Here is a 21,897-nt window from a genome sequence, read left to right as displayed (position 1 = left end):
TTTGTCCTCTGTGGTTTTAATTGGACTAGAAAACGGGTTTCTTGAAGAAACCCGTTTTCTGGACTTTAAGACAAAAAAACGTTTCGCTGACAAAGTTTATACAGTTATCAGTTACCAGTTATCAGTGACTAATTGGAATCAAGTGGTAATCCCTTTGCTATAATAGTGATGGCACACTTGAAAACAAAAGCGACTACTGGGAAGCTGCCAGAACGGGAACAGTGGAAGTGGCAGTTAATCAGGGGATTATATGAAAAGGAGTTTGAGAGGGAACAGATAATTAAACTGTTTGAAATCATCGACAATATGATGACTTTATCTACTGAATTACAGTCAAGTTTAGAGAGTAAAATCCGTCAACTAGAGGAGGAAACGAGAATGCCTTATATTACTAGCGTGGAAAGATTGGGAATGCAGCGAGGTGAAGCCACCCTGGTATTACGCTTACTAAACCGCCGTCTCGGTCAAGTTACAACCAGTGTCGAGAAACAAGTCCGTCAATTATCTGTTGAGCAATTGGAAGACTTGGGAGAAGCTCTCCTGGACTTTGAAAATGAGGCAGATTTGCTCCACTGGTTATCCCAAAACCATGACTGAAACCAACACTTCCTTTGATCGACTCTTTCTAATTCTTCAATAATTTGTTTAACTCTCTCTAATTCGTCGGCAGGGTTAGGCGGTTGTTTCGTTTTTATTGCTGAGGAATGAGCGATTTCACCGCGTTCTTCTCCAAAAGTATTCATGTTTGCTAACCAAACTTGATCTAAATCGTCACTATCGATGCCGATTGGTAAGAGTAATTTTAATAGGTTAGTTTCTTTAATCCCATGATTTTGATCAATAACTGATTTAAAACATCCAATCGCCATGTCAATTTTTTTATTTATTTTTAGTTTATCTTCAGGCACATTTTTGTTACCTTTAAGAGGAGTAATGGTATCGGGAGGATTTTCCATTTCTTGACCAGAAAAAGCGATTAAACATAACAAAACTCGACTAGCTTTACCTTGATTATCCCAGATCTTTTTTGCTGCCAGTACAGTATCCCAAACTCGATCTTCAAGATAGGATTCAATCTCAGCATGAGCGAAAACTCGATAGGCAAGAGTTAAAGCCAATTGTCTTTCAGAATAGTTATTTATCTCGCTGAATTTACGAGGTAGGAATTGTTTTTTTAGTCGATTTAATTCTTTGGTTAGTTGTCTAAATATCGGAGATTTCGGCATAATAAAAAAACTAACTATCTTAACCCCTTAAAAATAATACGATTGTCTTCCATCTGAGGAATATTGAAGTTAATATCTAATACTTCTGATAAAGCTTGACCCCATAAATGAAAACGATCATAGGTTGATTGTTTAGTATTTGTACTAATTAATACAGCATTTTTAAATTGATCAACGGCAGGAAGAAATAAACTTTTAAATGCGTCTTCTACCTGTTCTTTGTTTTTCTCGGCAGCTGCTCTAATTAGATCATCACAAAAGTAAAAAACCATCACATCTAAAATTGCTCGATTGAACTGACTTCGATAAGTTGCCGATTCAGGCAGCCAGAGACGGGAAAAGTTTTTCTCTCCAAAAATATTAATCGTTGTCTGAACAGCATTTTCAAATTGATCAATAATATTTTTGATTTCTTCTGAGTTTTGATCCCATTGATCATTAAGCGAGACACAAGCATTATCAAGAAATACTTTAAGATTACCGCGATAATCGGATAAATAATAATGAAAAGCTACATAACGCAATAGTATATCAGTGTCGCGCATCCGGAAATCGGGATAGGAAGATTTAAATATTTTCTTTAATGCTTGACTTTCGATCGCTCGATCATCTAAAAAATTAATAAAACCCCCTGGGTGTAATGCTTGTCTTAATTCTTGAGAAGACAAAGGGGTATTTTCCACATTGAGACGCAGAAAAATTTTATGGAGGAAACTCTCGGTTTTCCAATTACGGATAACAATCGTGCGGATAGTTTGATTATCCAGTTGGTCTAAGATATCATTCAAATTGAAGTCATTTTTTATATCTTGATATTGGCAGCCATTGAGATTATCTAGAAATTCTAAATCTTTTAAAGTAAAACTATTATTAGGTGTGGCACTGTCACCATAAAACTGTAAAATTGTTAGTAGGCGTTGTTTGCCATCAAGAACGATAAATTTACCTTTTTCCTTATTATTAGTAGCTAAGACAATCTGTGGGACTGGAAACCCTAGAATTAGGGATTCAATAAATCGACTTTTACGAGTAATATTCCAAGCATCTCGTCTTTGAAAGCGCGGATTGAGTTGAATATTTTCTCGAATTAATTGATCGCGGATCGTTGCGGTAGTCCAATCACTTCCAGCAACAACAGTCTCGGAGATTTCTTTGAGTTGTAGCTTTTTTTCGCTTGCTGATTCTCCTTCAATATCTTCTTCTTCTTCCGCAAAATCCACATCTTCTCTGTCTTCTAAAAGCTCTAACTGTGTCATGGTAGTAATTAATCTCCTCAATTGTCTATTCTGCAAAAATCCCGCCCCAATATTTGGACGGGATTGACTCTAATCTAACAAAACTACTCCCATTCTATAGTTCCGGGGGGCTTAGAAGTAATATCATAAACCACGCGGTTAACTCCCTTAACTTCATTGACAATGCGATTAGAAATTGTCTCCAATAAATCATAGGGAACCCGCGACCAATCTGCTGTCATTCCGTCTTCACTGCTGACTAACCGGAGGACAATGGGATAAGCGTAGGTGCGTTGATCTCCCATCACTCCCACACTGCGGACAGGCAATAAAACCGCGAAAGCTTGCCAGAAATCGTGGTACATTCCCTGCTTATTAATCTCGTCGCGCACTACCCAATCTGCATCGCGCAAAATATTTAATTTATCTGCGGTGACTTCCCCTAAAATGCGAATCGCTAAACCAGGGCCGGGGAAAGGTTGACGACGAACAATTTCTTCCGGAAGACCGATCGATCGACCTAATTTTCTCACCTCATCCTTAAATAATTTTCGCAGAGGTTCGACTAATTTAAACCGGAGATTTTTCGGCAGTCCACCAACGTTATGATGACTTTTAATTTTAACCGCGACTCTTTCCCCGGTTTTGGGATCCACATTACTATCGGCCGATTCAATCACATCGGGATATAAGGTCCCTTGGGCCAGATAATCAAAGGGTCCCAAACGATTCGATTCTTCTTCAAACACCTGAATAAATTCATGGCCGATACGACGGCGCTTTTCCTCGGGATCGGTGACACCGGCCACTTGTGCTAAAAATCGCTTTCTAGCGTTGACATACTGGACTCCGATATGGAATTGCTCGTTAAATATCTGCATTAATCGTTCTGGTTCACCCTTACGCATGAATCCCTGATCGATAAACATACAGGTTAGTTGATCACCGATCGCTCGATGTAACAGGAATGCTAAGGTAGAGGAGTCCACACCGCCGGATAAAGCTAATAAAACGCGCTTATCGCCCACTTTTGCCCTAATTTCTCGGATCGATTCCTCGACAAAAGCTTCCGTGGTCCAAGTGGGTTCGCATTTGCAGATATGATAGACGAAATTGCGAATTAAGGCGATTCCTCCCACAGAATGGACAACTTCTGGGTGAAACTGCACTCCAAAGAGTTTTTTCTTGTGATCGGCAATGGCGGCACAATCGGTATTATCGGTATGAGCGAGAATTTCAAAACCCGCAGGCAATTCCACGCAGGAATCCCCGTGACTCATCCAGGCGGTGGAACCGTCCTCGACATTGGTTAATAAATCGGTAGGATCGTTGATAAATAGGGATGCTTTGCCGTATTCGGCCCGTTTTGCCCGTTCTACCCTGCCTCCTAACTGCTGTACCATCAACTGCATCCCGTAGCAAACTCCGAGGATGGGTACACCTAAATTCCAAATTTCGGGATCACAGTGGGGCGCTCCAGGATCATAGACGGAATTGGGACCGCCCGAAAGAATTATTCCTTTCGGGTTGATCTGTGCCAATTGTTCGGCACTGGTACGATAGGAGAGAACTTCGGAGTAAACGTTCGTTTCCCGGATTCTGCGGGCGATTAATTCAGAATACTGGGAGCCAAAGTCAAGAATGATGATTATTTGACGATTAAGGCTATTAGTGAAGGACTCTGAGGGCAAAGTCTCTTGGGGGGTGGGAAGGGGGGTTTGAGTTGTCACTACGATCAAGAAAAGAAACTGACAGGAAAAGGTTAAAGATTTGTGAACTAAATCGGCTATTGTTCTGAAAATAAGCTAGAATGGTATGGCCTTATTAGTTTCATTTTTTAAGACTAAATATTCCCACGATCATAGCACGGTCACTGGGGAGTGACTTGTAGATTTTGCAAAAATTTAAGGCCATTTTCGCTTTTGCTGATCAAAGAACGAGAGCGATCGAATAAAATACAACCGACGCTAAGATGACCGTTACTGTGGTTATAAACGTATTCTTGGCAACGGCGATCAATCGTATTAGCCATTTCTCCATAGATGCGTTCCACCCAATTATCTCCCGTTTGCTGGTCTAATTGACGCAGATATTCCAGACCGTTTTCGCTGGTGCTACTGTCAAAAATTTGCTGGAGATGGGGGGTAGCTAAACCCATTTTAGCGGCGTAGGCGGTAAGAATTTCCCGACGACCATCGGCGAGATGATGGTGAGTCTGAAAGATTCCCCCGGCAAGTTTAATTAATTTACCGTGATAACCAAACAAAAGAATTTCAGAGATTCCCTGTAATTGTGCCTCTAATAACATCGGCCCGATCCAATTGGCTGTTTTTACCAAAATATCAGGATTAATACCCATTTGAGGGGCTAAATCTAAGCCATTTTCCCCGATACAAAACACCAAGCGATCGAAACGACGGGATAAATTTTTTAATTGCTCGCGAAAGATTTCCAACTGTCCGGGAGCGCTGAGGGGTTGGGAAATGCCAGTAGTACCCAACAAAGATAATCCCTCTACTACCCCAAAAGCGGCGTTAGAAGTCCTTGTGGCCAGTTTTTTGCCTTCTGGAAGGATAATCGTCACTTTGATGCTTTCTTGGGGCAGTAACAGGGGTCTGAGGGTTTCTTGCAGGAGACGCTGGGCATAACTATAGATAGCTGATTTTCCGCCATTATCAACCTGTATGCCGATTCCTTCGCCGCCTTGAATCTCTATCTCTTGATTACCCGTCTTTCTTTCTACTAACGCCCATATAGGGGTATTTCTAGTTAAATCTAAATTGTCCCCCGGATCGCTGCGGGTGATAGCTAGGGCAGCATCGGGGTTAAGTCGGGCAACTTGTTCGATGGCAATAGTAACGGCTTCTGGCGGTTCTAAAAGATTAAAAGTAACGGAATTTAGCTCATTTTCGCCGTGAAGATGCTGGAGAGATGCGATCGCACTGGCACAGGCAAAAACCGGTAAAGTGTAACCCGAACGGGGTGGGGAGATAGACATGAATAGGGTCGATAGCCAATCAAATTAGCCGTGATCTGATTATAGAACTAGGGGGCAACCGCTGCTATTTTTGATCATTCTTTGACATCCTCACCACCCGGGGTGAGCGCATCTCAAACGCTATTGGCAATTGGCCAATTTTGTGATCTGCGTGGGCATTTCAAGTAATACCAGTCAATCAGAATAGTTACGAACTCTACCCCTTTGGTCGATTGTTGCTTAACAATTGAGATGGCAAATTCTACAATGAGACTAATTTATGATATGATGAAAGAATGTATGATAATGTTTGTCGAACCTTAGCGTCACTTTTTTCAAGGGATATAGCCACTTGGTTAATGGGAGAACCGATTGCATTAACCGAGTTGGAACCGACTGAGTTACTGCTAGAGCCAATTAGAGTAGATAGTTTGATTTTTTTACAATCAGAAGACTTAATTCTTCCCATCGAATTTCAGACAGATCCGAAAGAAGATATTCCTTTTAGAATGGCTGATTATCGTCTGAGTATTTATCTTCGTTTTCCTCAAAAAAGAGTTTATCAAGTGGTTATTTATCTGAGAAAAAATCAATCTGCTGCTGTCAAAATTAATACCTTTGAGTTATGAGAACTACAACATCGTTATAATGTAGTTAGACTCTGGGAAGTTCCCAGTGACACTTTTCTAGATGTATCAGGTTTACTTCCGTTTGCGGTGTTGTCTTAAACTGATAATCCAGCAAAAGTATTACAACAAGTAGCTCGTCAAATTGAAAAAATTTCTGATAACATAGAGAGCAATAACATTGCTGCCTCAACTGGTATTATTGCAGGGTTAGTTTTAAATCAATCTATCATTAAAAGATTGCTCAAGGAGGAAATTATGAAGGAATCGGTTATTGATCAAGAAATTCTCGCTAAAGGAATCACAGAAGGTGAGATTTTAGGCTTTAAAAAAGGCGAAGCCAATCTAATTCTTAAACAAATTAATCGCCGAGTTGGTAATATTTCAACTGATTGGGTCAACAAAATTCAAGAATTATCTTTAGAACAATTAGAAGATTTAGGAGAAGCTTTATTAGATTTTACCTCTCAATCTGATTTAATTAACTGGTTTAATTATCTTGAAGAAAATAAAAAAAATATTAGATTGTATTTTTCAGGATTAATAATCTCTCGATAAGGTTCTAAAATAACTAAAACCGCATCTGCTGTCTGAATTTTATTTAATGTTTCTTGCCACATCTCATCATGAACATCTTGCCAAGATTTTCGCCAAATTTCTCCTAATGTATCAATTATATCTAAGTCAATTGTTTGAAGACCAGCTGGTAAATAAGCCTTAAAGTTTATAGGTATGCAGCCCATTGTTCCTGCTATTGTAATTCCTCTATCGTCAAGTATAAAAGATTTCATGAATTTATATAGCGTTTCCTAAGCTAGTGAGGTACACCTATTTTTCTTCCCTTTTGCCTCTTGCCTTTTGCCTAAAACCCATAACTTTTGTACCTCAGCAGACTGAAAAACGCTAGAATCGGGTTCTACAACTTTGATATATAGCGGTATGCAGTCGAATGAGGTATGCTGCAACAAGCTATAAGTCAGTCTAGGCAAGACGATGGTCTGTATCTCACTCAAGCGAATACCGCTATATGCCGATCTAGAAAAAGCGATCGTTCAAGCCTTTAGGGACTGGCGTGGGAATAATATCCCAGCTTTGAAAATCGCTCTGTAGAAGAATCAGACCAGCCAGATGGCACATTATCAAAGCGCAAGTCCCTTATTGGAAGGGGTCTCTCGAAGGCTCTCGCCCTACTTAGGGTGATCAGCAAACCCCCTCCGCGCGGAGGGCGCAAGCTTTGCGCCCCGACAGTAACGGATTTTGTCCACAATGTAGGGGCGAACTGCGTTCGCCCAAAAGGTACATTATCAAAGCGCAAGTCCCTTAGTCAGATTACGTTGAAAGACATTCATCATTGGTTTACCCATTGTTGTTATTGCGATACCCCTTTTAAAGAGCCTAATCAAGAGCCTGCCTAGTCATCCCTTTGTACCTCATTCAACTGAAAACCGCTATAGCAGAGAGTTTCCCCTTTAAAATCCCAACTTAGTAGATTTACAAAAATGAGATGCACCCAATCTCAGAAAATACCGGAATCTCTTTTTTGGCTAGGTGGGATGGTAATAAAAAGCCACTGCCAAGATTAAATAGGTGGCTAGTAATAGGGTTCCATCTAACCAATTGGAACGACCGGTAAAGCTGATTAAATTAGTGACAACCACCGCTACAATCAAAGCCACCACGTTAAAGGGATTAAAATTTAAATCCATCGGTTGCTGCCAAAATTGACCGATAAAAACTAATAAAGGTGCCACGAATAAAGCCACCAATAAACTATCCCCCATAGCCACGGAAACCGTTAAATCCATCTGATTTTTTAGGGCTAATTGAGTGACGGTAACTATTCCAGAAACATCGCTAATTAAAGGAATGAAAATTACCCCGATAAAGAGAGGAGTGAGATTAAATCCTTCCATCACCGATTCCACTACATTAACAAATAAATCCGACTCATAAGCTACAGCTACGGTGGAAGTAAGCAGGACAAGTAACCAAATCCAGACTTGAGCTTTTTCTTCCTCACTAACCTGATTGTCGGGGGTATTTTCGTTACTTAATCCCACTTCGTAGAGATAGCTATGGGTTTTGAGGGAAAATAATAAAGTTAACCCGTAAACTATTAATAAAACCGTGGCGGTGACTAGGGAAAGACTGAGAATATCGGCAACTTCCACCACGTTAGAAGTATATATTACCAAAGTTGGTAAAGCGATCGCTATTACTGCTAAAGCCATGGAAGAACCATTTACCCGCGCTAAAATCGGTTTAAATTCCTGCTCTTTGTAGCGAATTCCTCCCGTGAGCATTCCCATGCCCATAAATAATAATAAATCGCTGAGAATACTACCGGTAATACTGGCTTGTACGATGTCCACCAAGCCTTTTTTTAGGGCAATTAAGGCAATAACTAAAGCGGTAGTATTGCCAAAGATAGCATTAACTAATCCTCCCAAAGTTGGCCCAGTGACTACGGCAACTCTTTCCACGGCCGTACTTAACCAAATTGACAGGGGAATGATCGATAAAGCGGCAGTGATAAAAATAGCTTGATCTCCCCAATTAAGACGACTAGCGACCACCGATAGGGGAATAAATAATAGGAAAGCAAAGGAGACAATTTTTCTTAAATTCATGGGTTATTAATGGCGATTTCCCCCACCATTCCCGCTTCAGCATGACCCGGAATAGTACAGACTAATTTATACTTACCGGTTTTGAGAGGAACTATTACCCATTCTGCTTGTGCATTAGGTTTTAATTCTAGTTCGTGAATTGCCCCTTTAATCTCCACATTTCCCGCTGCAACTTTCTGCGTCCAACTAGCATCGGCGAAGTCTTTAGCGGTAAAATAATGTTTAGTGGGACTGGGATTATCGAGGATTAATTTGTATTTTTGTCCAGCAACAAAGTCTAATTGACTAGGAAAGAATTTTAATTCTCCTTGTCCAGAGCCTAGACTAATTTTAACTTCTAAAGGGGCGGAGCCAGCGAAGGCGGGAAAAGTTACTAACCAACAACTAATTAAAACTATTACTACTGCCACAAATTTTTGATAGATATCCTGGCCAGCGAAGTAGGTATTAGAATTCATTTTGCTCCTGCAACTGATAATAGAGAAAATCTGGCGGCTTTGACGATAATTTTACAACAAGTGGTGATTCTTTCTGGCTCTCTCGCCTTCCATTCCCTAAAAGAACGTAGGTTGGGTTGAAGCATGAAACCCAACGCCCGCTCATGTTACGAAGTGCGCTAACCCATCCTACAAATAATTGTGCCTCCCTACTTACTGGCTCTCTTTCCTTCTATCCCCTAAAAGTCCCTTGGCTATGGTTAAAACCTCGGAACTTCTAGCCACCGTCAGTTAAATCGACAAAACTAATCTAAGCTATCGGGAGAATGGGGATGAAGTTGTTCTGCTTCCGGACAATCTTCCGAGACATTAATATCAGGATTCGTCCGCGACACCGAGGCCAGTTTTCTGCTAACCGCACCAATACTTTCTAAACGCACCATTTCTTCCCAAGAACTAATCTCGTCTTCTTCTTCTGTTTCGTAGCGAATGGTGACGAGATCGCTTTCTAGATCGACAATACGAGCATTATCAATCCATCTTTGCTGATCGCGCAAGAAAATGCAGACTTCCTGACCATCCATACAGAATTGATAAATCTTGCGGTGTAACATAAATTGCTCCTAAACAGCTTCTTTTGTTGGATTCAACTAACGGGAAGTGACAAAATGCCAATCTCAGCAATAGCTCAAAAATTCCCGTGGATAAGACAAAAGGGAGAAAAATTCCGCTAGTAGTGGCAAGAATGGGTAAGAAAAGTCAGGTTTCCAGTTTGGGGCTACGTTCTTCAAAGACATCGATTCGATTAATAAGCTGTTCGTAATTTAAATTGCTTGTTGAGATGAGGTACTCTTGCAAGAGTGCAAGAGGCAACAGTAAAGAGATTGGGGGAGATTCGGCTAATCTAAGAATAAGCGATTTAAATACGTCTTAGCTTAGACGGCCCCAGCGATCCAGTAAAAAATCGCCCTTATAGAGTCATTGTGACTTGACACTCCCGTTGCCTAAAGGCTTGGGGATTCTTGGGCTGAATCTTGCCTCTACCAGCAATGCTAGTTTTGGTCTTACAGTTTCATGTCTGACTCGACTCCTTACCTTTCGGGTACAAGCCTCTTAACGAGTCACTCCCACAAGCGTAAATTTGCGTGTGTCCCACGCTATTTGATTTGTGGTACGCTCTTACCATCTGGACTTGATTTTTTTTACCAGTGATGGTTAGCGATTTTGAGATCACGGAGTAGGACGTTTAACCTGTTTCCTCACGTTTTCACGGTCAGCAACCTACAAATACTTTAGCACAAAGCCGTCGTTTTACGACGGGGTTTTAAACCGAAATTTTCGATAAATTTTCACTTGCTAACAGTATCTGTGGATGGAATAGGGAAATGGGGAGATAGGGAAATGGGATTTTTCAGTGAGCAGTGAACAGTAATCAGTGAGCAGTAAACAGTAATCAGTAATCAGTGAAAAGACAGTAGGAAACTTCTATTTAGGGCTGGCTGAATAATGGTAAAACCCTTTTAAAATAAGGCTTTTGACCTGTTAAAATCCGATGTTAGTGCTGCGAATATAGGATTGGGAGATTCAAAAACCTGGCATTATTCTTTTTTAGTACATAAACTGGTACAAAAAGCAGGGCAACAAAACCTGAAACGACCGACTCTGAGACGACCGACTCGGAGACGACCGACTCCTAACCCCACCAACAAACTTTTTGCCGCAAACCCTATTTAATACTGTACACTTAAAACTCAAATCTGATAACTGATCACTTACCCACTGATAACTGATAGCTGTCTACTCTCAGGGTTTTATTCAAAAATAATCTATCTGAACAGCTACAAGCTTTACTAGACAAAGAATTTGAAAAAGTTAGTCAATATTTAAAAACCCGCTGATGCTGTCAAGATTAAATTGGCTTCTCTTGTCATACTATTGTCAGGAATAAAATAACAATTAAAGGCAGCAAGCTTCTTGGTAATTTTCAGTATAATTTTCAATATCTTTGGCTTTATGGTTTAATAGAACCTCGAACAGGTAGCATTCTCTGAGTTTGCCCATTTAGACGGGGAATTTTTCATCAATATTTAACACTTTTTTCCCAAGCTTTTTCCGAGGAATTACATATTATTCAATTAGATAATGCTCCCCCACATACGGCGAACGACCTAGACATCCCTGATCATATTATCCTATTTTATCAACCTCCCTATTGTCCAGAAGTAAATCCCATTGAGACAGTTTGGCTATATTTTAAAAACTTATTGAACTGGGGTAATTTTAACTCCCTTGATCAGCTGTTGACTATCTAAATTACTCGTTAAGATTGCAGGGGATCACCGGATCTGCGGAGCAGGGAGAGGCAGTTTGAGCATTTGTACTAAATTTAATATGCAGTTTAAATTCAGTACAGCTTAACTTAAGAAGTAAACTTTACCATCTTTTAAATTCTCTCTCCAATGACACAATTGGATATTTGATGGGATGGTCTTGGATTTTAGAAGCTCTATGTCTGTCAGGACTTTAGAAAAATGGTATGATCACTAATCTTGATGCTTTTTAACCCTCTGGGAACCCCCAGGACTCAGAAATACAAAAAAGTAAAATAGCGATTGAACAAGGTTAAATTCATATAGAAGAAATTCCCCCTTTAAATTTGGTAATAATTACTCTACCAGAAAAGTTCTCTAATCCTCACCCAATGGCATTACATAATGCCACTTGCTGCTTTTGTTTGTTGTTAATTCAGGGGAGGAAGTATGAATTGCGATCGTTATGAAACTTGGATTCAGTCTGTTTCCCAACGCTTAACTCCAAGGGTTAAATTGAAAACTCTGGCAGAACAATTAACCCAACAGGAAAACGACGAAGCTTACTGGCAGTTTGATGGGGTAGAGGAGATTACACCTCGATTGTCTTTAATTGATGCAACAGAAAGCCAGATTTCTCCAGAGTTATTTCGCCCTCAGGTGACAGATTTTTTACTTTCCGCTCCCCCTGCTTGGAATCCTTTTGATTAAAATCACCCCTAGAACTCAATCATCACAGCCGAGCGCTGGATAATAAAGGCATAGTGCTTAAACAGAATAAGAGAAATCGGGATGACAGGATTTGAACCTGCGGCCCCTTCGTCCCGAACGAAGTGCGCTACCAAGCTGCGCTACATCCCGAAAATTTTTATCTCAACCATCATAGCATATTCTGCCTTGATAGAGTCGAGACTTGCTAGAATGTTAAAGGATCGACAAAAATTATCGGAGTAATTCAGGCGTGACGGTAAAACCAGAGTGGTTACGGGTAAAAGCACCGCAATGGCAGCGAGTCGGCAGTGTTAAGGAGGTTTTACGCGATTTAGGCTTAAATACCGTTTGTGAGGAGGCTTCTTGTCCCAATATCGGTGAATGTTTCCATGCGGGGACGGCTACCTTTTTAATTATGGGTCCTGCTTGCACTCGCGCCTGTCCTTACTGTGATATCGATTTTGAAAAAAAACCCCAATCTTTAGACCCCACGGAACCCCTGCGACTAGCGGCAGCAGTTCAACGTCTCGATCTTAACCATGTAGTGATCACTTCTGTCAATCGCGATGATTTGGCTGATGGGGGTGCCAGTCAATTTGTCCGTTGCATCGAGGAGGTTCGCCGCATTTCCCCGAAAACCACTATCGAAGTGCTGATTCCCGATCTTTGTGGCAATTGGCAGGCTTTAGCTTTAATTCTTGCCGCTAAACCTCAAGTTTTCAACCACAATACCGAAACTGTTCCCCGTCTCTATCGTCGCGTGCGTCCCCAGGGTGATTACCAGCGTTCTCTAGAATTATTGCAGCGGGCCCGCGCCATTGTTCCCGCTACTTACACAAAATCGGGCATTATGGTGGGATTGGGGGAAACCGATGAGGAAGTGCGGCAAGTGATGCGCGATTTACGGGCCGTCGATTGTGATCTTCTCACCATCGGGCAGTATCTGCAACCATCGCCAAAACATCTCGCTGTGCAGGAATTTATCACCCCCGAACAGTTTAACGCTTGGTGCCAATACGGTGAGTCTCTAGGATTTTTACAAATTGTTGCCAGTCCCTTGACAAGAAGCTCTTATCATGCTGAACAAGTCAGGACGTTAATGAATTTGTATCCGCGACATTAAAAGGGACTTCTCGCGACATTTCAGTTAAAAACATTGCTTTTTTAATCCGAGCTAATGAAAATACTGTTGATAGAGGATGACGAGGTTATCGGCTAAAATCAGTTCAGAGTCTTGAGGTGGGGCAGTAATTGCTGAAAAGCTCGTCCTCGGTGGCTAATTTTTCTTTTTAATTCGGGAGACATTTCCGCAAAGGTTAAAGCGTATTCGGGAACATAAAAAATCGGATCATAACCAAAACCACCTTCACCCCTAGGACTGGTGAGAATTTCTCCCGTGCAGATTCCTGTGGAAGTAAAGGCAATCTCACCCTCGGGACACGCGATCGCAATTACACAGACAAAACGGGCTGATCGATCCTGATTATCTCCTAATTCTCTGACTAAGCGCTCGATTCTTTCTCGATCATTTTGACCGTAGCGGGCCGAGTAAATCCCCGGTGCATTTCCTAACCCGGTTACTTCCAATCCCGAATCATCGGCGATCGACCATTCTCCCAAAGTTAGGGCAATTTGAGAAGCTTTTAAATAAGCATTTTCGGCAAAGGTCGCCCCTGTTTCCTCTATCTCTAAATAATCGGGTTTTAACTGCAATTCTAGGTCGATATCAGTTAAGTATTCGCCTATCTCTCGCAATTTACCCGGGTTACTCGTGGCTAGAATTAATTTTTTCATCGGCATTTTATGTCAGTCATCGGTCATCAGTGATCAGATTTTAGTTTTAAGTGGACAGTCTTAATCAGTGATCGGTGAGTGGTTACCAGTTATCAGATGTGAGGTTTCAGTTTACTAGACCTCGACCTAATATTATCTTAAGACTAAAAGTCTTTCTGGTTAAGAAACTCACCCAAATATCGGCTTTTAAAGGTTCTAAATGGCGGGCAAAGCCCGCCCGAGATCAATTAGCTATCTTGACTTTAGCTTTGCTATCCAAGGAAATTCTTAAAGATTTAGTCTGATTATCAGCCGATTGATTGGCTTGAGATACATTCTCAAAAATCCCATCGGTTTCTGGTATTTTCTTGAGCGGTTTTATTTTTTGTGTTTTTTTTAAACTATAGCCCATTCGATTCAGGATATCTCCAAGGGTTTGACGACAGGACAATTCTTCATCCCTGTAGACTTTTTCTTGTAAGTAGGGAGGCACAATTATTTGTAGGATGGGTTAGCGCACTTCGTAACATGAGCGGGCGTTGGGGTTCATGCTTCGACCGTTCGGCAAAAGCTCACGGCCGAAGCCCCACCTACGTTCATCTTATATTTAATTCCACCCACCCACTTATTGAAGCTTCTCTTACAGAGCTAGCACTCATTTTATTGAAGGCAAAATTGGTTTGAAATTTAGGGTGTGCTTGGGAGTGCATTTCCAGCAAGCTTTTGATATCTTCTGCTAAATTTGGCAGCAATTTCTCTGTTTTTTTCTTCCTATAGCACGATAATTATCAACACAAAAATTCCAGTTTCCAGAGCTTTCAATCCCGTCGCTATCGCCTGCCGTGACCATCCCAATTCTGTTGCTGCCTTTCGCGGCGAAGAGTTAAAATAGTCTATAGTTACTGGTGCCATAAAAGCCCTTTGCTTAAAACCTGTCAGCTTTTTTGCCGCATCTTTCAAGCTTGATTTGATTTTTTCAGTCAGTTCAGTTACCATAGTTGAGAGTGGGAGTAACAAGTTGCTTTCCACCGTCTAGAAGGTAATTTACGCCAACTCCTAAGCTGCCCACGATCCTGAAAGACTTCACCCCCAAGCCTTCCCCTCCTTAGCTGCGATTAGAGCAGATTTGCTAGGGACAAAAAGCTTAATAGAACAGACAAAAAGCCTGTTCTATCCCTTAGGAGAAAAAAACTTAAACGGTCATGATATCTTTTTCTTTTGTCGCTAATAAATCCTCGATTTTGGCAATAAATTTATCGGTGGATTTCTGGACTTGATCCTGTAAATCCCTGGATTCATCCTCAGAAATTTCGTGACCTTTTTCCTGTTTACGGATAGCATCGATCGCATCCCGGCGAATATTGCGGACGGCCACCTTTCCCTCTTCGGCCAATTTCGCCGCCAATTTGACCAATTCCTTGCGGCGATCGCTGGTGAGGGGAGGGATATTTAAACGAATGGTCTGACCGTCATTACTGGGAGTTAAACCCACGTCCGAGAGAGAAATCGCCTTTTCGATCGCCCCCATACTGGTACGATCGAAGGGTTGAATGGCGATTGTGGTTGCGTCGGGAGTGCTAATGGTCGCTAGGGACTTGAGGGGAGTTTCCATGCCATAATACTCCACCACGATCCGATCTAAAAGAGAAGCATTTGCGCGGCCGGTGCGAATCGTATTAAAAGCTCTCTGGGTCGATTCGACGGTTTTCTGCATGTGGTCTTGAACTTCAGCTAACTTCACAGAATCCTCCTACCAATGTTCCAACGGGTTCACCTTTGACAGCGCGAACAATATTACCTGCTACCGACAGATCGAAAACGACTATCGGGATATTATTTTCCTTGCACAGAGCGATCGCCGTTCCGTCCATCACCCGCAGATCATGAGTCAGCACATGACCGTAGGTGAGACTTTGAAAGCGTCGCGCCTTAGGGTTATGGGAGGGATCGGAATCATAAACTCCATCCACTTTCGTCGCTTTAAACACCACTTCCGCATCGATTTCGGCAGCGCGCAAGGCCGCCGTGGTATCGGTGGTAAAGAAAGGATTACCCGATCCCGCACCGAAAACCACCACCCGACCTTTTTCCAGATGACGGATTGCCCGCCGGCGGATGTAGGGTTCAGCTAATTCCTGCATCGCGATCGCTGTTAATACCCTAGTCGGTACTTGCGCTCGTTCTAGGGCATCCTGCAAGGTCATAGCGTTCATGACTGTTGCTATCATACCAATATAATCGGCTGTAGCCCGATCCATGCCGGCCGAGGCGGCTTTCACCCCGCGAAAAATATTGCCCCCACCGACTACGATCGCCAATTGGATGCCCTGGTCAACCACTTCGGAGATTTCCTGGGCGATAGCGGAAACCACCATCGGGTCGATCCCATAGCCGAGATTGCCCATCAGGGCCTCCCCACTCAGTTTTAATAATACCCGCTTGTACGCCATGCCCTTACTACCACTCGCTAAAACAAGATCTAGATAATTTTTCTCTCCCCATAAGATAGCAGGTTTTGGCCTTGATTTAAGCTGACTGGTTCACTCTCCCAGAGGGACGAGAAGTTAAACTTAATAAATCTTTTCGTTGGGAAATTGGTATTTAGTGATACCTTTGTTATTAAGGGAAGCTTAGTTTTATAGAGAATTAATAACCGTGGTCAGCGATCGATTACTATTGGTCAACAAAAGCAATCAAGGGGCCGCTAAGATCGATACCTTTGATTGGGTGTATGGGTTTCAGGATGGAACTCGTCTGATGGGAAAGGTTTGCGGTTACTTAGATCCCGATAGTAATCGTCTTCTCGATCCCGAAAACTGCAGCGCTATCTACCAGAATGCCCAGGGACAAGTCCTTAGTCGTTGGCAAGCTGGAGATTTTATCGCTTTTGAACTAACCACCACCGGGGAAGATCTCCTGATCGTGGCTTCTAATGACAATTGTATCGGTAATAGTTTCTGTTTGGTTTCGGGCATTAGTCGCAGCTGCGCCCAAGTTAGCGATGAAGGAAAATCCCTCATCCGGGAGGTTTTTCAATACCCCGCTTGGTCTTTGCAGGGCGATCATAGCACTTCTAAGCCGGCTTTCAGTTGGAATTGTTCCGTATCTCCCTTTTTCCCCTTTGTTTCCCTGCGTTTTAATCTTCAGTCCACCAGCAGCAAAAAATTCTATCGTTGGACGGTTTCCCCCTATTTTCCCTTTTGTCCCCTCTTAGAAGTGGGAGAATCCCTTGCCTAATCAACATTCTCTATTCTTGTGCAAATAATCGACTAATGCCCATAATCCTAGACGATAACTTTCGGCCCCAAAACCGCTAATCTGTCCGATGGCTATATCGGCAATGTAGGAATGATGACGAAAAGACTCGCGTTTGTAAATATTGCTTAAGTGTACTTCCACACAGGCCATTTTTGTGCCTAATAGTGCGTCGCGGATGGCGATACTGGTATGAGTATAAGCTCCCGCATTAATCAAAATACCGTCATGCTGACCCCATGCTTGCTGAATCCAGTCCACTAATTGCCCTTCCTGATTGGACTGGTGTGCGGTTAAATTCACCCCTAAACGGGTAGCTTCTTCGTTTAAAAACTGGTTAATCGTCTCTAAATTAACGTTACCGTAGAGATTCGGCTCTCTTTTCCCCAATAGGTTTAAATTCGGCCCGTGCAGAACCAGAATGCTTAGTTTATTCACAAATCTCCCCCATCTAGACCACGAGAATTAATCTTATCTCGATCAGGGACTATTGCCGATCAACAACATTTTTGCCGCTACGGTAATCACCGCACCAATAGTAGCACTGAGCGCACCGACAATGATCGGCAAAATTAGACCTCGGAATCCCTGTAGGTCGGAAATAGCTTTAATCATGGTAGCCTGTTCATTTTCCACCTTTTCGAGTCGTTTATCCATCCCTCCCACTTTCTCGGTGAGGGTAACTAATCCTATCTGTTTAGCTTGTTCATTTTCCACCTTTTCGAGTCGTTTATCCATCCCTCCCACTTTCTCGGTGAGAGTAGCTAATCCTATCTCTACTTTATTTAACCGTTCATCGATTCTGTCAAAGCGCTCATCAATCTTGTCAAATTTCTGATTAACGTCCCTTTGTAGAGAGTCCATTTTTTGACTAACATCCTTAACGCTGTCTTTGATATCCTTTAAGACAGTTTCTAGGGAATAAGTGACGGTTTCTCCGGACATTCTGGTAAACTCCCCTTAGTTTTATCTTGAACCTTCTCCCATTCTCGCTTTATCCATGGGAGACTATCCTTTAATTATCACCCCAAATGTAGTGCCGGTGGTTGTTTCCCCAGCAGATACCGGTATCTGTCCCCTTTTGTCGATGAAATTTGTTAGATTTTGTAAGAGAAATGTTAACTTATTTTAAGATTTATGTTGACCAGCACTGCTACCTATCCCGTCGGGGGAACAGATATCGATCGCTTTGATTGTCGTCAAGTTTGGTATCCTATCTACTACGTCAAAGATTTAGACAAAAAGCAGCCCCAACGCTTTACTCTTCTAGAAGAGGATTTAGTGATTTGGTGGGACAAAAATCAGCAAGAATGGCGAGTTTTCGAGGATAAATGTCCCCATCGTCTCGCTCCTCTCTCAGAAGGTCGTCTTAACGAAAGCGGACATCTAGAATGTCCCTATCACGGTTGGTCTTTTTCCGGAGGGGGAAACTGTGAATTTATTCCCCAACAACCGGAGAACAGTCAAGCTAACACCTCTCGACGCGCTTGTGTGCGGTCTTTTCCCACGGCTATCCGTCAGGGATTATTATTCGTTTATGCGGGTAATCCCGAAAATGCTCCCCTGACTACGATTCCGATTATTGAACCCATGGAGGAGGATGCTGATGCTTGGATTTGTTTGGATACCTTCCGAGATCTACCCTACTCGGCCGTCACTCTAATGGAAAATATTATTGATTCTAGTCATATTCCCTATACCCATCATCTCACCATCGGTAATCGGGCCAATGCCGCTCCTCTGGAATTAGAAATTATCGAGTCCAATCGTCAGGGATTTAAGGGAATTTGGCCCGAAGGACCGCGTAAAGGTCAATTAGGTCAGCAATACAGCAATTTTATCGCCCCCGGATTCATTTACCACGATCTCACCTCGGAAAAGTTCGGACGGACTTTAACCGCGGTCTATGCAACTCCCATCCGTCAGGGAGAATGTCGTCTCTTTGCGCGTTTTCCCTTTAAATTTAACTCTAAGTTGCCGAAATTCTTCATTAAGCTTACCCCCACTTGGTATTCCCACATCAATCAAAACGCTATTCTTGAAGATGATCAGATTTTTCTCTACTATCAACAGCGTTATCTACAAGCTCAGGGGGATAGTAAGAATTTTAGTCAAGCTTGTTATCTCCCCACCAAAGCGGATTTATTCGTGTTTGAGTATCGCAATTGGGTTAATCAATACCAAGCTGATCCTTTCGCTGGTCAACCTTTCCCCCCCCGACAATCAAAAGAGATTCTCCTCGAACGCTATCAGTCCCATACCAAAAATTGTGCTGTTTGTCAAGGGGCTTTAAAAAATATTAATCGTCTCCGGGGGTTAACATTAGCGATCGCTATTATTCTTGGTCTATCTTTACCACTTTTGGCCCTAATTTTCGGTCAATCAGCCCTCCTTCCCGTGACAGTGCTGACAGCATTAACTGTAATTATGGTGGGAGCTTATTGGCGCTTGGGAGAACTGAAAAAACAGTTTTATCAAGGACGGGAATTATTGCCGAGAAATACCGGTAAAAAGAGCGGAAGTTAGGGAACCTGTTCCTCTTTGCTTTGGTTTTGGGAAGATTGCTGAAGTTCTTGCCAGCGAGTTTCTGCCAGTTGTTTTTGTGTTTGCACTTCTCGGTCATTGGAACGATAACGAAGTGATTCTTGATAAGCTTGAATCGCTCGCTCGTATTGACCGAGTTTAAACCAACTATTGCCTAAACTTTTCCAGGTTTCGGGGTTATCTTTTTGTCTTTGAATCGCCTGTTGATAGGCAGTTATAGCTTGGGAATTGTCGCCTAAACGATAGCAAGCGTTACCGATACCGATAAAAACTTCGGCTTTTTGGGAAGAAATGCGGCGAGCTTTTTCGTAGGATGCGATCGCTTCTTGAAATCTTTCCATTTGATGAAGTAATGCCCCTTGATTTAACCAAGCTTGATAATAATTAGAATTGGCTTTAGTTGCTTGAGTAAATGCCTCCAAAGCTTCTGAATTGCGACCTAATTTTTGCAGAATAATCCCTTGACTATAGTGAGCTTGGGAAAATTGAGGATTAAATTGTCCGGCTTTGCTATAACTTTCTAAAGCATCATTAATTTTATTTAATTGATACAAACTATTACCTTTTTGATACCAAATTAAGGCATTATCTGACTCGATCGCTAGAGCCTGATCGTAGGCTTTAACTGCCCCTTCATAATCCTCAAGATTTTGTAATGACCAGCCTTTTTTATACCATGCTTTGGCATCATTTTGCTGAAAAGTTAACAATTTGTCAAGAGCTTTTTGGGCGGCGGAATATTGTTGCAGTTCTAAATAGATATCGGCTTTACCTTGCCAAGCTTGACTAGCGGCAGGATTAAAAGATAAGACCCGATCAAAACTTTCTAAGGCCTCCTGATTCTTATCTAATTTATCTAAAGCTTCCCCGCGACCGAGCCAAGCTGGCCAAGCGGAATCTGGGTTAATTTGAATAGCTTTTTCGTAGGTATTTAAAGCTTCCGAGTATCTTTTTAAAGCTAATAAAGTATCAGCTTTTCCTTGTAATGCCTCAAGATAATCGGGATTAATTTTTAAGGCTTGACCATAGGCATTGAGGGCATCGGTATAGCGTTTGAGTTGATAAAAAGTCTGCCCTTGTTGATAGTAACCAAGAGAATTACGAGAATTTTGCCAATAGTCAAAACCCAGATAAGCACCAGCTATTAAGCCAATTGTCCCAGAGACAAACAGGATTTTTGTTAGCCAAGATTTCCCTTGACGATCAACTCGACTTTGAGGTTTCACCCCCTGGGTAGTTTTCGGAGCCAGATGATGAATTTTCCCTAATTTTCTCAGAGCGATTAATGCTTCACTGGCACTGGTATAACGCTGACGAAAATCATAGCGGATCATGCGATCGATAATATAACCAAACTCGGGGCTAGTCATAGCCAAATGTTGCCAGAGAATTTCTCCCGTGTGAGCATCCAGGGGAATATCTTCGGGAGCTTTACCGGTTAAAGCTTGTAATCCAATAATACCGGCGGCATAAATATCACTACTAAAACGGGGATAACCTTGGGCCTGTTCACTGGGGAAATAACCCGGGGTACCGATAGCGATGGTAGAAACAGTTTTACCTTCTTTAACTACTTGAGTGCTAATTTGTTTGACAGCACCAAAATCAATTAAAACCAATTGATCATCTTGACGGCGACGAATAAGATTGAAGGGATTAACATCGCGATGGATCACCTGTTTCTGATGGACAAATTCGATAATTGAGAGAATTTCTGTTAATAAAGCCACCACTTTCTCTTCATTTTGCCTATAGACACCGGCAGTAATTTCTGTGGCTAAATCTTCCCCTTCAATGTATTCTTGCACGAGGAAAAATTGCCCATTTTCCTCAAAATAGGCAAATAAACGGGGAATATGCTGATGACTGCCCAATTCTTGCAGGATTTTCGCCTCGGTTTCAAAGAGTCGTCTAGCGGTGGCTACAGTTTCGGCATCCTGGCACTGGGGTTGAAATTGTTTGATCACACAGCGATTTTGATTGGGTAACTGGCGATCGCAGGACAAGAAAGTCTGTCCGAATCCCCCTTTTCCCAATTGACGGATAATTTGGTAGCGATGACTAAGGATTTTTCCGGCAGCGAGTTCCATAGACGATGGCAATCCGAGGTTTTTTACCATTCTAGGCTTTTCGGCTCTCTTTTGCGGTCGATGGGCAAAATGCAGAAATTCTCC

20 protein-coding genes, 1 tRNA gene and 5 pseudogenes are annotated in these 21,897 nt (G+C 42.1%); 9 read left to right on the top strand and 17 right to left on the bottom strand.

Features of this window, described 5'->3' with window-relative positions:
* Nucleotide 1 precedes the first annotated feature (1 nt).
* Both GQR42_RS13885 and GQR42_RS13880 read left to right on the top strand, forming a co-directional pair.
* The gene (locus GQR42_RS13885) at nucleotides 2–163 is read left to right on the top strand and encodes a hypothetical protein (protein WP_158200410.1); all 162 of its coding nucleotides are present in this window, start codon (nucleotides 2–4) and stop codon (nucleotides 161–163) included.
* Nucleotides 133–597 (top strand): annotated as a pseudogene (locus tag GQR42_RS13880) (DUF4351 domain-containing protein); the annotation flags it as partial. The gene GQR42_RS13885 and the pseudogene GQR42_RS13880, both read left to right, overlap by 31 nt.
* 14 nt (nucleotides 598–611) lie before the next feature.
* Here GQR42_RS13880 and GQR42_RS13875 read toward each other — a convergent pair.
* From GQR42_RS13875 to cbiD, 4 genes and pseudogenes are all read right to left on the bottom strand, one after another.
* Nucleotides 612–1,226 (bottom strand): annotated as a pseudogene (locus GQR42_RS13875) (HEPN domain-containing protein); the annotation flags it as partial.
* 14 nt (nucleotides 1,227–1,240) lie between these two features.
* Nucleotides 1,241–2,482 (bottom strand): DUF262 domain-containing protein, encoded by a 1,242-nt coding sequence (locus tag GQR42_RS13870; protein WP_158200409.1) that lies wholly within the window; start codon nucleotides 2,480–2,482, stop codon nucleotides 1,241–1,243.
* A gap of 83 nt (nucleotides 2,483–2,565) precedes the next feature.
* Entirely contained in the window at nucleotides 2,566–4,191 is a 1,626-nt protein-coding gene (gene guaA, locus GQR42_RS13865; protein WP_110579225.1) for a glutamine-hydrolyzing GMP synthase, read from the bottom strand.
* Nucleotides 4,192–4,331: 140 nt separating this feature from the next.
* Nucleotides 4,332–5,459: a cobalt-precorrin-5B (C(1))-methyltransferase CbiD gene (cbiD, locus tag GQR42_RS13860; RefSeq protein ID WP_158200408.1), complete on the bottom strand. Its 1,128-nt coding sequence runs from the start codon at nucleotides 5,457–5,459 to the stop codon at nucleotides 4,332–4,334.
* A 275-nt stretch (nucleotides 5,460–5,734) separates the two neighbouring features.
* Between cbiD and GQR42_RS13855 the strand changes: the two are divergent.
* Nucleotides 5,735–6,622, top strand: a pseudogene (locus tag GQR42_RS13855) (Rpn family recombination-promoting nuclease/putative transposase).
* Here the strand turns inward: GQR42_RS13855 and GQR42_RS13850 are convergent.
* The 4 genes from GQR42_RS13850 to GQR42_RS13835 form a co-directional block, all read right to left on the bottom strand.
* Complete coding sequence (locus GQR42_RS13850) at nucleotides 6,559–6,855, bottom strand: hypothetical protein (protein ID WP_158200407.1); 297 nt, start codon at nucleotides 6,853–6,855, stop codon at nucleotides 6,559–6,561. The pseudogene GQR42_RS13855 and the gene GQR42_RS13850 sit on opposite strands and share 64 nt — an antisense overlap.
* A 753-nt stretch (nucleotides 6,856–7,608) precedes the next feature.
* On the bottom strand, nucleotides 7,609–8,694 hold the full coding sequence (cax, locus tag GQR42_RS13845; protein WP_158200406.1) for a calcium/proton exchanger: 1,086 nt from the start codon (nucleotides 8,692–8,694) through the stop codon (nucleotides 7,609–7,611).
* Nucleotides 8,691–9,152, bottom strand: coding sequence for a cupredoxin domain-containing protein (locus tag GQR42_RS13840; RefSeq protein ID WP_158200405.1), 462 nt, complete (start codon nucleotides 9,150–9,152; stop codon nucleotides 8,691–8,693). Before GQR42_RS13840 ends, cax begins: the two co-directional genes overlap by 4 nt.
* Before the next feature lie 284 nt (nucleotides 9,153–9,436).
* Nucleotides 9,437–9,745, bottom strand: a complete 309-nt coding sequence (locus GQR42_RS13835; RefSeq protein WP_158200404.1) for a DUF6679 family protein — start codon at nucleotides 9,743–9,745, stop codon at nucleotides 9,437–9,439.
* Between the two features lie 1,197 nt (nucleotides 9,746–10,942).
* Here GQR42_RS13835 and GQR42_RS13830 point away from each other — a divergent pair.
* The 3 genes and pseudogenes from GQR42_RS13830 to GQR42_RS13820 all read left to right on the top strand — a co-directional run.
* A pseudogene (locus GQR42_RS13830) lies at nucleotides 10,943–11,425 on the top strand (transposase); the annotation flags it as partial.
* A 122-nt stretch (nucleotides 11,426–11,547) separates the two neighbouring features.
* Nucleotides 11,548–11,658 (top strand): annotated as a pseudogene (locus GQR42_RS13825) (IS630-like element ISMae27 family transposase); the annotation flags it as partial.
* A 232-nt stretch (nucleotides 11,659–11,890) separates the two neighbouring features.
* Complete coding sequence (locus GQR42_RS13820) at nucleotides 11,891–12,151, top strand: DUF6687 family protein (protein WP_158200403.1); 261 nt, start codon at nucleotides 11,891–11,893, stop codon at nucleotides 12,149–12,151.
* A gap of 76 nt (nucleotides 12,152–12,227) precedes the next feature.
* On the opposite strand, the gene GQR42_RS13815 is transcribed toward GQR42_RS13820, so the two are convergent.
* Nucleotides 12,228–12,301 (bottom strand) — tRNA-Pro (locus tag GQR42_RS13815).
* Between the two features lie 70 nt (nucleotides 12,302–12,371).
* Between GQR42_RS13815 and lipA the strand changes: the two genes are divergently transcribed.
* Nucleotides 12,372–13,274 (top strand): lipoyl synthase, encoded by a 903-nt coding sequence (gene lipA / locus GQR42_RS13810; protein ID WP_257792648.1) that lies wholly within the window; start codon nucleotides 12,372–12,374, stop codon nucleotides 13,272–13,274.
* A 98-nt stretch (nucleotides 13,275–13,372) separates the two neighbouring features.
* Here the strand turns inward: lipA and rdgB are convergent, their stop codons facing one another.
* The 5 genes from rdgB to pyrH form a co-directional block, all read right to left on the bottom strand.
* Nucleotides 13,373–13,945 carry an RdgB/HAM1 family non-canonical purine NTP pyrophosphatase gene (rdgB, locus tag GQR42_RS13805; RefSeq protein ID WP_158200401.1) on the bottom strand — a complete coding sequence of 191 codons (573 nt, stop codon included), beginning with the start codon at nucleotides 13,943–13,945 and terminating at the stop codon, nucleotides 13,373–13,375.
* A 223-nt stretch (nucleotides 13,946–14,168) separates the two neighbouring features.
* A complete protein-coding gene (locus tag GQR42_RS13800; RefSeq protein WP_233271395.1) occupies nucleotides 14,169–14,417 on the bottom strand; it encodes an ISAzo13-like element transposase-related protein in 249 nt (82 codons plus the stop codon).
* A 278-nt stretch (nucleotides 14,418–14,695) separates the two neighbouring features.
* Nucleotides 14,696–14,920, bottom strand: coding sequence for a hypothetical protein (locus tag GQR42_RS13795; RefSeq protein WP_158200400.1), 225 nt, complete (start codon nucleotides 14,918–14,920; stop codon nucleotides 14,696–14,698).
* Nucleotides 14,921–15,116: 196 nt separating this feature from the next.
* A complete protein-coding gene (frr, locus tag GQR42_RS13790; RefSeq protein ID WP_371731322.1) occupies nucleotides 15,117–15,638 on the bottom strand; it encodes a ribosome recycling factor in 522 nt (173 codons plus the stop codon).
* Between the two features lie 13 nt (nucleotides 15,639–15,651).
* Entirely contained in the window at nucleotides 15,652–16,374 is a 723-nt protein-coding gene (pyrH, locus tag GQR42_RS13785; RefSeq protein ID WP_158200398.1) for a UMP kinase, read from the bottom strand.
* A 205-nt stretch (nucleotides 16,375–16,579) separates the two neighbouring features.
* Here pyrH and GQR42_RS13780 point away from each other — a divergent pair, with 205 nt between their 5' ends.
* On the top strand, nucleotides 16,580–17,161 hold the full coding sequence (locus GQR42_RS13780) for a hypothetical protein (RefSeq protein WP_158200397.1): 582 nt from the start codon (nucleotides 16,580–16,582) through the stop codon (nucleotides 17,159–17,161).
* Here GQR42_RS13780 and aroQ read toward each other — a convergent pair whose 3' ends face one another.
* A complete protein-coding gene (aroQ, locus tag GQR42_RS13775; protein WP_158200396.1) occupies nucleotides 17,162–17,617 on the bottom strand; it encodes a type II 3-dehydroquinate dehydratase in 456 nt (151 codons plus the stop codon).
* A 42-nt stretch (nucleotides 17,618–17,659) separates the two neighbouring features.
* Nucleotides 17,660–18,124: a hypothetical protein gene (locus GQR42_RS13770; protein WP_158200395.1), complete on the bottom strand. Its 465-nt coding sequence runs from the start codon at nucleotides 18,122–18,124 to the stop codon at nucleotides 17,660–17,662.
* 192 nt (nucleotides 18,125–18,316) lie between these two features.
* Between GQR42_RS13770 and GQR42_RS13765 the strand changes: the two genes are divergently transcribed.
* Nucleotides 18,317–19,705 (top strand): aromatic ring-hydroxylating dioxygenase subunit alpha, encoded by a 1,389-nt coding sequence (locus tag GQR42_RS13765; protein WP_158200394.1) that lies wholly within the window; start codon nucleotides 18,317–18,319, stop codon nucleotides 19,703–19,705.
* Here GQR42_RS13765 and GQR42_RS13760 read toward each other — a convergent pair.
* A complete protein-coding gene (locus GQR42_RS13760; RefSeq protein ID WP_158202477.1) occupies nucleotides 19,702–21,813 on the bottom strand; it encodes a serine/threonine-protein kinase in 2,112 nt (703 codons plus the stop codon). The two genes, GQR42_RS13765 and GQR42_RS13760, sit on opposite strands and share 4 nt — an antisense overlap.
* Nucleotides 21,814–21,897 lie beyond the last annotated feature (84 nt).

Source organism: Microcystis aeruginosa FD4 (assembly GCF_009792235.1).
Lineage (GTDB): Bacteria > Cyanobacteriota > Cyanobacteriia > Cyanobacteriales > Microcystaceae > Microcystis > Microcystis viridis.
Note: the sequence above shows the minus strand (reverse complement) of the source record. Positions and strands in the feature narration are given on the sequence as shown.